The following is a 15,520-nucleotide window of genomic DNA, read 5'->3' on the forward strand; positions in this document are numbered from 1 at the left end:
GCAAAAACACCTCCGATATTAGTACTTTTTAAAAGTGTACCACTCCGAAGGTGTTTTATATTGTCTCAAAATTTTAGGTTAGCCCAGTAGGGCTTGATTAAACCTGCAGTCTTTTTTTTATGGAAATCGAGCAGATTGTTTGCGATACTGATTAAACAAACCGTAACGAAAAGAAGGTGAATGTTCATGATACGCTGTCTTCTGGTGACGACGGATCATCAAGTTGTAGTGGATGATGGCTTGGGTCGGATTCACGCACCTGATATCAAATGGTATTTCGTTGATTTCAATCAACCGACGGAGCAGGAAAAACAACAGTTGATTTCCGCCTTTGATTTTCATCCGCTGGCCATCGAAGATTGTTTTCAATACTTACAGCGTCCAAAGTTGGAATATTATGAAGGATACAGTTTTTTTGTGCTCCATGCCCTGGACACGGAGTCATTGAAAGGAAAAGAAATCAACCTGTTTGTCAATGAGAACTATGTGGTGTCCTACCACGAGGAGCCGTCAAGTGAAATTGACGTGGTGTTCCAAGCTTTCCAGCGTCTACATACTGATTCCGAGCACTGGACCATCGAAATTGTACATAAAATCATGGATAAAATCGTCGATGGTTATTTTCCGATTGTTCATGCATTGGAAGACAAGATTTTTGCACTGGAAGGACGGTATGAACAGCGTGGGAATGATAAACGGATCATGGAAGAGATATTTGAGATTCGGTCCGATTTATTAGTTGTTGCCCGAACGCTCTTACCGATGCGGGATTTGTTATACCGGGTCGTTGAATCCCGTCGGCTTGCGATTCATGCCAATAAAAAAGCATTTTTCCAGGATATTTACGACCATCTGCTCAAACTGAACGAAATGATTGAGTATAACCGGGAAATGACGTCCGAATTCCGGGATAATTTCATTTCCCTCAACTCGTACCGGATGAATAATATCATGAAAACGTTAACGATTTTTACAACCATCTTCATGCCGTTAACGTTCATTGCCGGCATCTATGGGATGAACTTTGAACATATGCCGGAACTGACGACACGTTTTGGTTATTTCTTTACACTCGGGGGGATGGCAGTCATTGCGTTGGGGATGATTGTGTACTTTAGAAAAAATCATTGGTTTGATGAGTAAGAGGGGGGAGTCCGGTGGATATCCGGCAATTGACGTTTTTTACGACGATCGTAGACCATGCGTATAATTTAACGCGGGCATCCAAACATCTGCATATTTCGCAACCGGCGCTCAGTCAACTGGTGCGAGAATTTGAAGAATTGGAACAAGTGGAATTGTTTTTGCGGCACCATGGACGACTGACCGGTCTGACAGACGCCGGACAACAATTTTATGAGGATGCCCTCAGTGTCCTGCACGGACATCAACAAATGATGGAACACCTGCACGAGCGGTCGCGTGTCCTACGCGGGAAAGTCCGGCTCGGGATTCCGCCGGTCATCCTGCCCGTTCTCTTTTCGCAACTGATTCCGAAATTGATGGCGGAACATCCCGGTATCGAGTTGGAAATCATCGAAGAAGGGGCATTTGAATTGAAACGCCGGCTGCTGCTTGAAGAATTGGATCTGGCGATTTTAATTGAACCGGGGGAGACATACGGAATCGAACGGCATCGGTTGATTGAAGATGAAGTCGTCGTCGCGGTCAGACCGAGCCATCCGTTAAGCGAATCTGAAAGCGTGTCTTATCGTGATTTGGCAGAGGAACCGCTCGTCATCCTCAATGACAGTTTTATGTTGCATCATCAAATTTTATCCCAGTTCCGCCATGTACAGGTCGAACCACAGATCTTTTTTACGTCCGGTGCCTGGGATTTATTGATCGGGATGGTGCAAGAACTCGACGTTGTGTCGATTTTGCCGGAACCGATTCTCCGGTTTCATCATGCCGATGATATCCGTATCTTACCGTTTGACCCGCCGATGTTATGGGACGTTTCGTTAAACCGTCTGGCGGGAGTCGAGCAGCGTCCGCTAGTGCGCCACGTCGAAGACTATGTGCTGCATTATTTCAAATCGTATTGGCCGCCTCCGTCTGATCGCACAGCAGACGCTAAAAAGAACCCGAACCAGCCGCCTCTTCTGTAGAAGAGCAGCTGATTCGGGTTCTTTGTGTACCGCTTACGGGAAAAATTAAACGGTTTGATTCAGACGGCTGATGCTGGCGTAAGCTTGTTTGAATTGTTCCAGATGGTCGGTCGTCGCCAAGCTGGTTCGTTCCATCTCGATTTGTTTATACAACGTTTCGGAAATCCGGGCATACATCTCGTCGAGCAGACGGGCGACATGTTGCTGCGCGAGTTCGCGCAACCGCTGTTCCTCCGTTTCCAGATAAGAGGTCGCATCCGGTTTCGTCAACTGAATCAAAGCATCTTTCAATTGTTCCTTTTCATTACGTTCAAAAAAGACTTTTGGATTACGGAAATACTGTTTTACGGACTGATACGGCGTCGCATCCTGGAACGGCCCCTCGAAATGAACGGACGTCATCGCCGGCGCTTCGAATGGGGGCAGTTGGAAAGAGGGGTTCAACTTCGCCGCATACCGTTCCTCTTCCTGGAATCGTTGGACGAGCGCAGTTTTGATCCAGCCGTCAATCCGGAAGTGTGTCACACGTAATTCTTGCTCAAAATCATATTTCAAAAAACCGAGCAACTCGACAAGCGCTTCCTGCAACGCCTGCTGTTTTGTGGCATTCGCAAAGCGGACGGGATGATACGCTTCCTTGAAGAAGTCAGGGAAACGATAATAGATCCGTTGGTTGACATGGTGCAGCAGCTCATGAATTTCCGCAAACAAGGCATGACGAAGTAAATCGGTTCTTGAATCTGAAAAGTGTGCTTCAATCGTCTGCTTCAAGTCATCCAGTTCTTCGAGACGTGTTTCTTTACGGGCGATGTTGAATTCGGTCTGCTCCATCAATTGACGTAACCGGTGCACGGTTTTCTCCGTTTCTTCCGACAATACTTGGACAGCCAGTCCTTTCAGATCCCGTTCCAAAAACTGATGAAAGGCGTCTTCGAAGACCGGAAGACCCGAGTCAAGCGCACGGTCCGTTTGCTTCTCTGCTAACGCCTGGAGGCTCGAGACGCCGAACAGACGAGGGGTCCGAATGCCGAACCGTTGTAGTTCCGTCTCGACATACTGAAGGACTGCTTGTTTTTCGCCCTCGTTTTGTGCAAGGTCAATTGCATTGACGATGAAAAACATCTTGTCCAGTTCGAAAGCATCCTTGACACGGCCGAGCTGAATCAGAAACTCCCGATCCGCACGGGCGAACGCGTGATTGAAATACGTCACGAATAAGATGGCATCCGCATCCTTGATGTAGTCAAAAGCGACATCCGTATGGCGGGCATTGATGGAATCGGCACCCGGCGTATCGACCAATGTAATCCCGAGACGGGTCAACGGGCTGTCGAAGTACAAATCGATGACATCGACGAAGCAACTGAGGTGCTCTTTTGCGACATAATCGGTGAACATCGTTTGATCGACCGTTTGTGTCGTTCCGACGAACGGTGCAACAGTCGGATAACCGGTTGCAAAGGCCCGTAAGAAAGAAGCATCCCGTAATGTGTGTGCCGGCTGGGATTCGATCCAATCCGCCGCTTCTTTCAAAGAAGTGACTGCTTCGTCGAACGCCTGAAGGAGATCGTTTAATTCAGCAACGAGTTCCTGCTCCGTCTTAAAGCAGATGGTCGCCGTCCCGTGCGGATGTGCCGCACTGACGGGGTTAATCCGGTTAATCGAAGCCGTCGTCGGATTAGGCGAGACAGGCAAGACCGGTTGTCCGAGCAACGCGTTGCAAAAAGATGACTTCCCGGCGCTGAACGCACCGAACAAAGCAATCGTAAAGGTACTCGAAGCGACCCGTTTCAGTTTGTCTTGCAAGTAGGCGACCGTCTCTTCAAATCCGGGAACGGACGACAAAATCGTTTGAATCTGGTGCATTTCTTCCGGCGTATAGGAACGTGTGTCCTCGACATCGGTTGACTGAACCGCTTCTGCCGCGACGGCGACTTCCTCCAGCGTTTCCTGCGGTTGAAACGGGATTAACGCTTGTTCGGCCTGCATCAGTTCTTGTTGCCAAAGCACGACCTGTTGTTTTGCGGTTTGCAGTTGCTTGTCCGTCGGTGAGTCAGCCTGTTCGAGATACGTGTTTAAGACTTGCCGGGCGTCGGCTTCGGCTTTCAATAAGTCACATTTTTGACGTAAATCGGTTTGTTCTGTCAACACCTCTTGTTTGACGCTGCCGTCTGTTTGTTCGAGTTCCGCTCGAATTCCGTCCCGCCAGCGGTTCGTCTCTTTCGTATACCAGTCAGCCGTCAGACTGACGACACGATTCGTAAACTGGAGGACGGATTCACCGGTAATCGTAATGCCTTCCTGGACAGCACCCTCGATGACACGAAGCGGTGGATCAAGTGGATAGTTGTCGATCTGCATCGTATGCTGATCCGTTAAAATACCGGCTTCCGCCAACGATTGTTTCATCAATTTCCGAAGGTGCAGGGCAATTTCGGATGTCGTGACGGATTGATACGCCCGCAGGAGTTCGTCTGCTACCTGTTGCTGGATGGACTGTGTCTTTTTCGCACTTCTGAAAAACCCGACTTTAAAGGACGCTTGTCGTGTCTCTAAAAAGGTCCGCATTTTCTCGCGAAGTTCAAACGGCATCAAAGTGGCATTGCGCAACAAACTTTCCCGGTGCTGTGAAAACCGGCTGACCCATTGTTCGGGAGCCATCAGTTCGAGTTGTAAATCTAGCTGGTGCAGCTGTTCAAGCAATGCGTCCGATTGTCGCCGTTCTGCCGGTGTCAATCCTTCATTTGTCGATTCAGCGGCTTCTTCGATCCGTGTTTCGAGGTACGCCACGTGTTCGGCATGTAAGGATTCCAGTGTAGTAGCCGCTGATTGCAACAGTTTCGGTTGGACGTCCCGGATGCTGTGATCGACGAGTTCTTTAACGGAACGGAAATCATTTTCCGGATGATCCGCTTCCCGCAAGCTCGTAAAGAAGATTCCTTTTGGTTCCACGCCATGGGCGGCAAACGACTGGATGACGGAACGCTTGAAGGCGGCAAAGGATAATTCACTGGACTGGTGTTTATCGATTTGATTAACGATTAAATACAGTTCAGGTACGGAAGTCAACAATTCACGAGTGACGGTGAAGTTCAACTCGGACTGGACATGATTGTAGTCCATGACATAAAAAATCAAGTCAGCCAGGTGTAAAGCGGACTCGGTGGAAATCCGGTGGGCGTCATCGACGGAATCGACACCCGGTGTATCCATTAAAACAAGTCCTTGCGGTAAGTTTGAGCCGGCGTGGGTGATATCAATCCGTTCAACGGTACCGTCACGACCTAACGTCTCGAGATGCGGTAAGTCGGCCGCTGCGAGCTTTACGGCAGGGCGGTCGTGAAAATGGATGATTGCGGCATCGTGTTCTTCCCGGCGTAATGTGACGATGTTGGCACTGGTCGGAATCGGACTGGTCGGTAAAATCGACTCACCGGTCAATGCATTGATCATGCTTGATTTCCCGGCTGAAAAATGTCCGGCAAAAGCAATCGTAAATTCGCGTTTTAATAATTTCTCGGAAAATTTATTTAACTTGTCGAGCCGGAGTTGATCCGACGAGGGTTGAATCAATGTCGTGAGAAGCGCAGTCGCTTCAATGTGATTCGTTAACCGTTCTTCAAATGAGCGCATGCGTGTGAAACCCCTTTCTTACAATTCAGCTTCAGTGTATCACGCTTATTTTGGTTCCGTCATCTGTTCATCGGTAAGTTCCGCAGTCAAGCAACAGGCAAGACATTAAAACTTACGGATTCCGCAAAATGCTATATGATAATAACAGACTGATTACCAAGCGGTCCGTCGAAAACCCGGCTGGTGAAAAGTCATTAAAAAAGACTGAATCCCCGCTTCTCGGGGAATTCAGTCTGGTAGGAAATCTGAGTTTGTTTAAAATCAAGCGTTTGTTTCCGGGACAATCATATCCGACTCGTCAGGAGCGTGTTCCGTTGTCTGCATCAGACGGAGAAGGTGGAGCTTAAACAGGTACATGACGAGCAAATGAATATTGGCTTGCGTCGATTTGTAAATGATCCATGGTAAGGCCGGTACATATTCATGAATGGCAATCAGGCACTCCTGGGATCCGGGAATTTGTCGGAATTCAATCCGCCCTTTGCTGCCTTCCTGAACTTGCGCAAACATTCCGCCGGTAATCCGGTACGTAGCTTGCTCGGCATCCTGAAACGGTTCTTTCGTCAATTCGAGAAGCGGTGCATCGAGAAACGGCACTTGAATCTTTACGACGGTCTCGTTCGCAACAGAAGTGAGGAACGGCTTAGCGAAAGAGGAGAGCCAAGATACATAGTTATCTGCCGCCCAGTTGGCATCGCGTCCTTCCGGCAGACGGACACGCTGAACGGACCGGACATCGAGCACTTCGTCTTTTTCTTTTTTAGACGAATGACCCGATTGTTTTTTCTGATCCTTTTCCTTCTGCTCTTCTTTTAACGCCATCCGAACGGATTCCTCGAATGTGACTTTCCCGTTGCTGATGCCGTCCACCATTTTATCCGGATCTGCGACCATTTCGTGGACCATGCTCTCGACGAGCGGATAGACCGTCTCCTTCGGCTCTCCGGAAACTAATGTCACCCAAAGGCGAGACAGTTTGACTGTCATTAAAGGAATATCGAACGTCGGTTGGTTTTTCCCCATGACTTCGGCTGTTTTCAAAATCATTTCTTTATACGTCATCGATTCCGGACCGCCGATATCGATGGCGCGGTCTTTCAAATCTTCCCGTCCGACGCTTGCTCCGAGGGCATGAATGACATCTGGCAATGCAACGGGATGCGTCTGATTCCGTGTCCATTCCGGCAGCAACATGACGGGAAGCCGTTTGACGAGCTTCGATAAGATCGGGAAGGAAGATCCTTTTGGACCGACGATCAACGCAGCCCGGATGGTCGTTACGGGAGTCCCGTAAGCACCAAGCACACGTTCCACTTCCAAACGGCTTTTCAAATGGCGGGACAAGTCTTCCGTTTCTTCCGGAATGATGCCGCTCAGGTAGATGATTTGCTGAATGCCGTTTTCTTTGGCGGCACGGGCATAATTGTCCGCTAAAATCAAATCCATATCTTCGAATGAGCCCTGTGTCAGTTTAGCGGACGGCATCATCGAATGGACCAGATAGATGGCGATATCCGCCCCCTGTAACCCGTCGATGGTATCATTCAGCGAAAATAAATCACACGAGCGCCACTCGACATGGTCTTCATCATCCTTGTCATCACCGTTTCGCGATAAGGCGATGACATCATATTTTTTCTGGAGTTCGTTTAAGAGATTATGTCCGATATATCCGGTTGCACCTGCAAGTGCCAACCGTTTGCGTGTTTGAGTCATGAGTTTTCCCCCTCGATTAACGTTACTTGTTGAATTTACCCGAATCAATCGGTTCGTAATCCCTTCAGATGTTTTCAGGAAATAACAGGCTTGAGGCATAAAAAACAGGGAAAAGAAAAAAGAGACCGAATAGGAGTGGTGACCTCCACCAACTTCCATGTACATATTACTTAATTTCTACTTTAAGGAGAGGGCGAAGATGAACGCAGTCTGTTTCTTAGATGAGCAACACCAGAAGCGGTACCAGATGATATTAAAACGTTTGAGTACGCGGAATCGTGTGAAACCGCCGTTTCAAGCCATTTTGTTTTTGGCGACGGGAAATTTACAATTGATGCAATTATTCAGTGACTATTTTTTCCCGGAAACGGGTGAGTTTTTTTATCAGGAAATGTTGGCGGAGTCGATTGATGACCGGATGATCGATGTGGAGCGTCAACTCCTTGTGCAGTTGTATAATGGGCGGACGACGGTGACTGTGATCGAAATCATCGATCAGTTGAGTCCGACGGAATTGAAGTTGGCACTCGGAGCCATTCAGGTCCGGATGTTTGGAACAGCAGATGAAGAGGCGGAACGGCGTCAAACGTAACCGGAATTCGAACGAAGGAGAAGAGGCTGAAAGCAGTCTCTTTTTTTGTTTTTTACCGGAAACGGTAAAGAAAGGATAATTATAAGAATTTTATTAAAAGATGTTTGTGATGTAAGTTTACTATCATAAAACGGTATCCGAATAAAAGCTAAGCTTGTTTACTAAGATTTGATTGAACCGCCGAATCACTGGAAATAAGATGTAAGTAACAGGAAATGGATAACGGCTCAACTGAAATTTCTGACTGAGATGTGAGAGGAGTGGACGTATGCAACTCAAGCAATCGATTTACTTTCATTCACCGATTTTTCTTCAAAATATCTTAACGACGATTTATGGTCGCGTGCTGTATCAGGAACGATATGGTCCGGTTTATCAGAAACGGTTACAGGAGCTGAAGGAAAAAGAACGTTTTCAGACGAATGCACAGGCAGAACAGTTGGCGCGTCTGAATCAATTTCTGCTGTTTTGTCAGACGTACAGCCCCTACTATCAAGAGCTGTTTGAGCAACACCGGATCACTTTACCGCTTGAAACATTAGACGAACTAAAACAGATTCCGATTTTAAGCAAGGAAATCCTCCGGACACGTAATGCGGACGTGCATGCTAAGATCCGAGCGCCGATCCTCGGGAAAACGGGTGGAACGACGGGGAAGTCGATTCAAGTCCATTACACAAAGGAAGACATGCAGATCCGGATGGCGCACCTCGATTACTTTAAGTGGACACACGGGATTGAACGCGGCATGCGGCGCGCCAGCTTTACGGGACAGACACTGGCGGCAGAATCACAGAAAGCACCTGTTTACTGGCGGATGAATAAAGCCATCAATCAGATGCTTTTTACGATCAAAAACATTAATCCGCAAACGGCAGCCTTGTACATCGAACAATTGAACCGATTTAATCCGGAATCGATTGACGGCCTCCCTTCAGGTATGATTGAAGTGGCACGTCATGCTAAAAAGTACAATATTCCGTGTACGTTCCGACCGAAGGCGATTTTCCCAACAGCGGAAATGATGACGGCGGCGGAACGCCAATTGATCGAAGAAGTGTTCCATGCGCCGATTTTTGATCAATACGCATCGTCTGAAGGAGCACCGATTGTCGCGGAATGCCGTTACGGAAAAAAACACCTTCACTATGAAATGGGCATCATCGAGGTTGAGGAAGATGGTCAGATTCTCGTGACGAGCTTTGATACCCATGGCACGCCGCTCGTCCGGTACCGTGTCGGGGACCGGATGACGTTAAGTGAAGCTACGTGTCAGTGCGGACACGCCGGTCCGGTCATTGCATCCATTGACGGACGGGGACGAAGTTTCATTCAGCTGAAAGACGGTCATCGGATTTTTGAAGGAGAACTGGCCGGGATCGTACGGGCCTTCCCGAACTGTATCGAACGGGTCCAGTATATTCAATCCGACAAAGAAGAAATCGTTATGTTGTATGTACCGGACGAACGTTGTTTCAAAGAAGAACATGAAAAAGAACTGTACTTCGTCTTAAAACGTTTGTTCGGCGGACAAATGGAAGTGTTGTTACGGGCAGTGCCGGAAATTCCGAAAGAAATCAGCGGAAAAACATTATTGATCAAACAACTATTGCCGGAAAAAAGTTGAAGAATTCGCTATACGACGCGAGCAGACTCCCTTTATTTTCAAAAAGGTCGTCTGCTTTTTTGATGTCTTTTCAAAAAAAGAAGGAGTTTGCTAAAGGAGGAAAAAAATCGAAGTGAAAGTGTAGTGCGGTAGATTTTGTCATGTGATTGTCAGAATGCCGACGTAAGCTGAACCTATTAAGAATATGTTCAGTGAAGGCGTCGAGTCGTTGTTCGAAAGGACGTGCGCAGATGGGAATCAAAGAGCAAGTCTATCTGTATTCACCGGTGTTCATGCAAAATCTTCTTACCACTTTGTATGGCTATCGACTTCAACGGGAACGTTATGGACCGGCGTACCAAACACGATTTCAGGAATTAGCAGACAAATTAGAAAAACCAATCGATGTGGAACGGGATCAATTGGCGCGTCTCAATACGTTTTTGCTGTTTTGCCGGCAACATAGCCCCTATTACCACACGCTGTTTAAAGACTTGAATCTGCAATTGCCTTTTCGAGCGTTAACGGAGCTTCGGCAGATTCCGTCACTTGAAAAGGAGATGTTACGGCAGCAAATCGAATCGATTCGTACGGACCTCCCTGCACCGATTCTCGGGAAAACAGGCGGGACGACAGGGAAGTCGATTCAAGTCCGGTATACGAAAGAAGATATGCAGGTGCGGATGGCGCATCTCGATTTTTTTAAGGCGACTCACGGTGTAAAAAAAGGAATGCGCCGGATCAGTTTTACAGCACAGGCGCTCGTTTCGGAACGGCAACAAAAACCTGTCTACTGGCGGATGAACCATGCGCTGAATCAACTGCTGTTCACCGTCAAGAAACTCAGCCCTGAAACGATGACTGCTTATTTGCAGGCAATCGACCGGTTTGATCCAGAATCGATTGACGGGTTGCCGTCAGCGATGATTGAGTTGGCCTACCATGCCAAACGAATCGGAATGGAGTTGCAGTGCCGGCCGCGCGCTATCTTTCCGACGGCAGAGATGATGACCGCGACGGAACGGAAATTAATTGAAGACGTCTTTCACGCGCCGGTGTTTGATCAGTATGCCTCATCGGAAGGGGCACCGATCGTTTCCGAGTGCCGTTTCGGAAATAAACACCTGCACTACGAGATGGGCATCATTGAAATTGAACCGGACGGGCAAATTCTTGTCACGAGCTTTGATACCCATGGGACGCCGCTCGTCCGTTACCGGGTCGGGGACCGCATGACGAGCAGCGGCAAAACCTGTTCCTGCGGCCATCCGGGTCCCGTGATTGATTCAATTGACGGTCGGGGACGGGGGTATATCGTCAAACAAAACGGACAAAAGGTTTTTGAAGGTCAGTTGTCCAGCTTGGTCAAAGTGTTGCCGAACAGCGTCGAACGGGTCCAATATATCCAAAACAGTGAACGGGACATCACGTTTTTATATATTCCGGACCGGACCCGGTTTTTATCGGAGCACGAAGAACAACTGTACCGGTTTTTAAAGACTTTACTTGGTTCCGAGATGAACGTCTCGTTACGTGCTGTCGATAACATTCCGCGGGAAGTCAGCGGTAAGACGCTTCTAGTCAAACAGTTGATGTAAACGGAACACGGATCCAGTTGAGGATCCGTGTTTTTTGATGGATTTTTTTACAATTGTTGTAGTATAAAAGAAGATCATCGAAAAAGGAGGAAGACGATGAGGTCACGTGCCGCGGTACTACTGCTTGGAACGATACACTTCGACCGACCGGATAACGGAGACTTACTTCATTTGCGAGGCGTGTCGATGCTGACGCCGGACCGGCAAAAACAAATTGAGGACGCATTAAATGTCTTGTCCGACTTTCGTCCGACGAAGATCATGCTTGAAAGCCCTTCTGAACATCAACAGGACTTGACGCGTGAGTACGCGGCGTATCGCGCCGGAAAATTGACGTTGACCGCCGACGAACGGCATCAACTTGGTTTTCGTCTCGCCTCTCAAAATGGTCTCGATGATATTCAAGCAGTTGATTGGAACCAGTTGATTGACGGGATACCATCGCTCGACCAGCTGAGAAGGGAAAAACCGGAACAATTTGACGAAATCATTGCAAGGGAGACCACACGGATGCAACAGATGGAACAGGAGTTTACTGAACTACCGTTGCTTTCCTTTTTACAGAAAATCAATACTGACGGACGTGTGCAGGAGATGCACCAAACTTATTTAAAACTTGCTTGTCTTGGTGAGTCCGGAATGGAGTGGGTCTCGCGATATTGGTATTATCGCAATCTGATGATCTTTAAGAACATCCTTGCGGGTGTTACAGAACCAGATGAACGGGTTATGGTCATCTATGGTCTTGCACACGTTCACTTGCTGCAACAGCTGTTGACGGAGAGTGGCGAGGTCATGCTTTTGACGCTTGACGATATTATGATATAAGGAGCGATACATATGTTATTTCATTATCATCTTTGGACACCGTTTGTGGAGGAAACAGAACGGTTTTATCAACAGCTTGGTTTTCAGGTGACACAACGGATTGGGAAATACGCGGGGGAGTTCACTTCGTTTGATCCTCCGCTCGATTGGGACGATTTTCGTGAGCAACAGATTTTGTTTCGGATCATCGAGATGAAACGAGGAGCCATCAATCTTACGTTTGGTTACGGGAAAAAAGTGATGTTTGACCATATCGGCTTCCTTGTAACGGAAGCCGAGCGACTGCAGGTACTCGGCCGGGCGGAAGGTCTGGGACTGACGATTCAGGCGAACGAACGTCGGACGTTCATCGGAACGCCGTTTGGTTTCCGTATTGAATTGCAGACCCATCCGGATGCCGTCGAGTCAGAAACAGGGGACCGGCTCCTGCAGTTTGGAATCGCGACACCGACACCGGGTCTTGAGCCGTTGCTGTCTCAATTACTGGCTCGACCGGTTCCGGAAATTACGTCGGTTGTAGCGGAACGGATGCATGCCAGACAGGTTGTATTTTCCGGAATACCTGCGCTGCCGGTGCAAGATCCGAACGGTCTCGAGGTCCGGACGGTGAGTCCGCCTGCATTAATCGACGGACGGATAGAGGACCAGCACCTTTAAAGGCGGCGCGTCTGTCAGCAAACGGTCGAAACATTGGACTAAGTCACGGGCTGAGACCGTTTTTTCAAACAACTGTTCGAGATGTGGAACATGTGGTGCCGTCTTGAAAAACCAGGCGGCATGTTCCTGGTAATCCCATCCGTCACTCGAACCGACGAGCCGCAATTCTTTCTCGTAAAAGGCCGGCGTCAACGATAAGGTTTCATGATTCCCGTCTGAAAGAATACAGAGCTGTCCGTGGGGAACAAGCTTTTCCTGTAATAAGGCGAAAGCGTCCTGTCGTGCAGAACACTCCAATGCGTGTGTAAACGACTCATCCGAATCTGAGTATGATGCATGCGCCCCGAGTGACAGTGCAAGCGATGAGCGGACGGGATCAGGGTCAAAGACGACGATCCGGTCGACATGATAGAAGTGCCGCAGATAGAAAACGGCCAGCAGTCCGATGACACCCATTCCGGTCACTAAAACCGAGTCCGTCGGTTTAGGGACCAGTTTCCGGACGCCTTTCGCAGCGTCGCACGATAAGATGTTCAGCAAGGCGAGTTTGGCGGACACACCGTTCGGAACAGGAATGGCTTTGGCTTCGTCGACGAGTGCGATATCCTGATGACCGTAAAAGGCAAGTAGACGGTCGCCGACTTGAAACCGGGTGACCTGATTTCCGACGGCAATGACAGTGGCGTAGCTTTCATAGCCAGTCTCCTTCGGATAGACGGGAGCCGGATCGGTCGGATCGTCGCCCCGGACTTGCGGCAGTTCAGCCCCAATGCTGATTGCACCGGCAATTGTCCGGACAAGCAGTTCGTGTGCTTGGACCGGAGGAAGATGATGTCTCGTCCAGGTGACAGACCGGGCTGCCGTGACCTGTAAGCGTTCTTGATGCATAAAAACCCCTCTTTTCTAAAAACATAAGACTTCTTTCTATAGTATAAGGTAAAAAATTCCTTATCAAAATAAAAATATGACAATTTTGTAAGGTGGAAACTGTTGGGACAGTGTCAGTTTACGAACAAGTCTGTGTTATTCTGAAAAAAAGACAGAAACAGAAAAAGGACGTGACCCCCATCGAACGAATCGAAATGTCAATTCATCGCGGATTAGTGGAGTTAAAAAATTTGGATAAACGGATTCAAAAAGCACAGGCGAAAGCGTTTATCGGTGTGCAGAACGGCAGCCAGGCGCCGGCGGGATATCCTTCAGTCGCGACGTTTGCGGAAGAAGCGAAAGCCAACCTGCAGTCGATTCGGGATTTGATGGAAAGGCGGAACCGGATTAAGTCTGCCATCACGGCATCGAATGCTGTAACGGTCGTCCGTATTAACGGCCGTGAGATGACCGTTGCGGAGGCGATTGACCGGCGGGATGCCGGGCTTGTCTATGAACGGCAACTGTTGCAGACATTACGGGAGCAACTCCTGCAAGTCGAACAGACCATCGAGACAGAGCGGCAAGATATCGTACGGCGGGCAGACAGCCACATCGAGGCAACGTACGGTTCCCGGGAAAAAGGGAATGCGGACGAGATGGAAAAATCACGTCGACTGTTCATCGAGCGCCTGGAGCCGAAGTTGATTGATCCGTCGAACTTGCGCCAGGTCATCGCTGAACTGGATGAGACGATCGATACCTTTGAAACGGAAGTGGACTTTACATTGTCGGAAAGCAATACCGTAACGAAAATTTTTGCGTAATGACGATTCCCTGTTAGTCTGATATTCCTGCGACCAAACACGCCTGTTTTGTGCGATAACAAAACAATCCGTGCTTCGGCACCTCACATCGGTTCCACTGAGAACCGGAAGTGAAAGTTCAATGTTCACAGCTCAAGGAACAACGAACAAAGGTGAACGCTCAGATCATGAAAGCTAAACCATCAACGAGCAAAGAGTGATCAAATCCACGATTAAACGGGATAAGAGAGGGCTTGTTTGTTGCCTCTGGGAGTACCGCGTGGCTGGGCTGACAGGGAACCTACATATAAAAACGTTAACCGGAAAGGATGGAGAGATATGCTGAATCTGTATTTGACTTTGCTTGACATGCCGAGCCTCGCGCTTGCAGCACTTGTCATCGGCCTTGTTTTAACCATGAAGTACGGACGGCTGTTCGTCCGTCGGGATATTCCGGGATCCAGTAAACGAATAGCAGCTGTTCTGTATACGGGCTGTCTGTTCGGTTTGGGCAGTATCGTCCTGTTGTATACTTGACGCACGAACCTTTTTTGATCGGAGTCATCCGTTTCAAAGAAGGTTTTTTTGATTTCGGCACGAAGGACATAGAAACAGATCTGCCAGTTGAAGTTGAAGTGAAAAAAGGAGGAAGGGAAGATGGATGGCTTATTAAAACGCCGAATCGGAGCGGGCGTCGTCGATGTCCTTGTCCAGGGAATTGTGTCCGGTGTCCTGGAGAAAACTTTGTTAAAGCGCGTTAAAAACAAAACAGTACATGCGCTGATTACGGAACCGGCCGTGAACTGTTTCATCGAGACGGTCCAATTATCGACGGGGAGCGGGCAAACCGTCGGACAACGCCTGTTTCGGATTCAAGTCGTCAGTGAGAACGGACAACCGCTTGCCGTAAAACAGATTGCGAAGCGGATTGTATACCGGGAAACGATTGCCCCGATCAAGACATGGAAAAACCGGAAAGTATATCTGCGAGACGGATCGATTCTGCCGGAGGATGAATTTGCCGGAACCCGGGTCATCCGGAAAATCAACTAGGTTTGCGGGTGGACCCGTAAAACAAATCAAACGGAGGAGGATGACAGACGCAC

13 protein-coding genes are annotated in these 15,520 nt (G+C 48.5%); 10 read left to right on the plus strand and 3 right to left on the minus strand.

Going from position 1 to position 15,520, the window contains the following annotated elements; translation table 11 throughout:
- The first annotated feature begins 186 nt into the window (after positions 1-186).
- Together corA and KNQ07_RS12080 are read left to right on the plus strand one after the other, a co-directional pair.
- Positions 187-1,143, plus strand: a complete 957-nt coding sequence (gene corA / locus KNQ07_RS12075) for a magnesium/cobalt transporter CorA (protein ID WP_214766930.1) — start codon at positions 187-189, stop codon at positions 1,141-1,143.
- A 14-nt stretch (positions 1,144-1,157) separates the two neighbouring features.
- Positions 1,158-2,111 carry a LysR family transcriptional regulator gene (locus KNQ07_RS12080; protein WP_214766932.1) on the plus strand — a complete coding sequence of 318 codons (954 nt, stop codon included), beginning with the start codon at positions 1,158-1,160 and terminating at the stop codon, positions 2,109-2,111.
- A gap of 45 nt (positions 2,112-2,156) precedes the next feature.
- Here KNQ07_RS12080 and KNQ07_RS12085 read toward each other — a convergent pair whose 3' ends face one another.
- Both KNQ07_RS12085 and KNQ07_RS12090 read right to left on the minus strand, forming a co-directional pair.
- The gene (locus tag KNQ07_RS12085; RefSeq protein ID WP_214766934.1) at positions 2,157-5,744 is read right to left on the minus strand and encodes a dynamin family protein; all 3,588 of its coding nucleotides are present in this window, start codon (positions 5,742-5,744) and stop codon (positions 2,157-2,159) included.
- A 261-nt stretch (positions 5,745-6,005) separates the two neighbouring features.
- Positions 6,006-7,460, minus strand: coding sequence for an NAD(P)H-binding protein (locus KNQ07_RS12090; protein WP_214766936.1), 1,455 nt, complete (start codon positions 7,458-7,460; stop codon positions 6,006-6,008).
- 199 nt (positions 7,461-7,659) lie between these two features.
- Between KNQ07_RS12090 and KNQ07_RS12095 the strand changes: the two genes are divergently transcribed.
- The 5 genes from KNQ07_RS12095 to KNQ07_RS12115 all read left to right on the plus strand — a co-directional run bounded on the left by KNQ07_RS12095 (position 7,660) and on the right by KNQ07_RS12115 (position 12,741).
- Positions 7,660-8,052, plus strand: coding sequence for a hypothetical protein (locus KNQ07_RS12095; RefSeq protein WP_214766937.1), 393 nt, complete (start codon positions 7,660-7,662; stop codon positions 8,050-8,052).
- Between the two features lie 268 nt (positions 8,053-8,320).
- Positions 8,321-9,679, plus strand: a complete 1,359-nt coding sequence (locus KNQ07_RS12100) for a phenylacetate--CoA ligase family protein (RefSeq protein ID WP_214766938.1) — start codon at positions 8,321-8,323, stop codon at positions 9,677-9,679.
- Between the two features lie 230 nt (positions 9,680-9,909).
- Complete coding sequence (locus KNQ07_RS12105) at positions 9,910-11,256, plus strand: phenylacetate--CoA ligase family protein (RefSeq protein WP_214766940.1); 1,347 nt, start codon at positions 9,910-9,912, stop codon at positions 11,254-11,256.
- A gap of 96 nt (positions 11,257-11,352) precedes the next feature.
- Positions 11,353-12,084, plus strand: a complete 732-nt coding sequence (locus tag KNQ07_RS12110) for a DUF5694 domain-containing protein (protein WP_214766942.1) — start codon at positions 11,353-11,355, stop codon at positions 12,082-12,084.
- 12 nt (positions 12,085-12,096) lie between these two features.
- Entirely contained in the window at positions 12,097-12,741 is a 645-nt protein-coding gene (locus KNQ07_RS12115; protein WP_214766944.1) for a VOC family protein, read from the plus strand.
- Here KNQ07_RS12115 and KNQ07_RS12120 read toward each other — a convergent pair.
- Entirely contained in the window at positions 12,706-13,629 is a 924-nt protein-coding gene (locus tag KNQ07_RS12120; RefSeq protein WP_214766946.1) for a zinc-dependent alcohol dehydrogenase, read from the minus strand. The genes KNQ07_RS12115 and KNQ07_RS12120 overlap by 36 nt on opposite strands.
- A gap of 230 nt (positions 13,630-13,859) precedes the next feature.
- Here KNQ07_RS12120 and KNQ07_RS12125 point away from each other — a divergent pair, with 230 nt between their 5' ends.
- From KNQ07_RS12125 to KNQ07_RS12135, 3 genes are all read left to right on the plus strand, one after another.
- Positions 13,860-14,435, plus strand: coding sequence for a hypothetical protein (locus tag KNQ07_RS12125; protein ID WP_234944520.1), 576 nt, complete (start codon positions 13,860-13,862; stop codon positions 14,433-14,435).
- A 318-nt stretch (positions 14,436-14,753) separates the two neighbouring features.
- Entirely contained in the window at positions 14,754-14,951 is a 198-nt protein-coding gene (locus tag KNQ07_RS12130) for a hypothetical protein (protein WP_214766948.1), read from the plus strand.
- A gap of 120 nt (positions 14,952-15,071) precedes the next feature.
- A complete protein-coding gene (locus tag KNQ07_RS12135) occupies positions 15,072-15,467 on the plus strand; it encodes an RDD family protein (protein ID WP_012370536.1) in 396 nt (131 codons plus the stop codon).
- The last annotated feature ends 53 nt before the right edge of the window (positions 15,468-15,520 follow it).

The organism is Exiguobacterium sp. s145 (genome assembly GCF_018618835.1).
Taxonomy (GTDB): Bacteria; Bacillota; Bacilli; order Exiguobacteriales; family Exiguobacteriaceae; genus Exiguobacterium_A; species Exiguobacterium_A artemiae.

Bases quoted from the DNA above. Each gene is read 5' to 3' on its own strand.
- KNQ07_RS12085 (WP_214766934.1), bottom strand. From the start codon at position 5,744: ATGCGCTCATTTGAAGAACGGTTAACGAATCACATTGAAGCGACTGCG.
- KNQ07_RS12095 (WP_214766937.1), top strand. From the start codon at position 7,660: ATGAACGCAGTCTGTTTCTTAGATGAGCAACACCAGAAGCGGTACCAG.
- KNQ07_RS12090 (WP_214766936.1), bottom strand. From the start codon at position 7,460: ATGACTCAAACACGCAAACGGTTGGCACTTGCAGGTGCAACCGGATAT.
- KNQ07_RS12100 (WP_214766938.1), top strand. From the start codon at position 8,321: ATGCAACTCAAGCAATCGATTTACTTTCATTCACCGATTTTTCTTCAA.
- corA (WP_214766930.1), top strand. From the start codon at position 187: ATGATACGCTGTCTTCTGGTGACGACGGATCATCAAGTTGTAGTGGAT.
- KNQ07_RS12135 (WP_012370536.1), top strand. From the start codon at position 15,072: ATGGATGGCTTATTAAAACGCCGAATCGGAGCGGGCGTCGTCGATGTC.
- KNQ07_RS12120 (WP_214766946.1), bottom strand. From the start codon at position 13,629: ATGCATCAAGAACGCTTACAGGTCACGGCAGCCCGGTCTGTCACCTGG.
- KNQ07_RS12105 (WP_214766940.1), top strand. From the start codon at position 9,910: ATGGGAATCAAAGAGCAAGTCTATCTGTATTCACCGGTGTTCATGCAA.
- KNQ07_RS12130 (WP_214766948.1), top strand. From the start codon at position 14,754: ATGCTGAATCTGTATTTGACTTTGCTTGACATGCCGAGCCTCGCGCTT.
- KNQ07_RS12110 (WP_214766942.1), top strand. From the start codon at position 11,353: ATGAGGTCACGTGCCGCGGTACTACTGCTTGGAACGATACACTTCGAC.
- KNQ07_RS12115 (WP_214766944.1), top strand. From the start codon at position 12,097: ATGTTATTTCATTATCATCTTTGGACACCGTTTGTGGAGGAAACAGAA.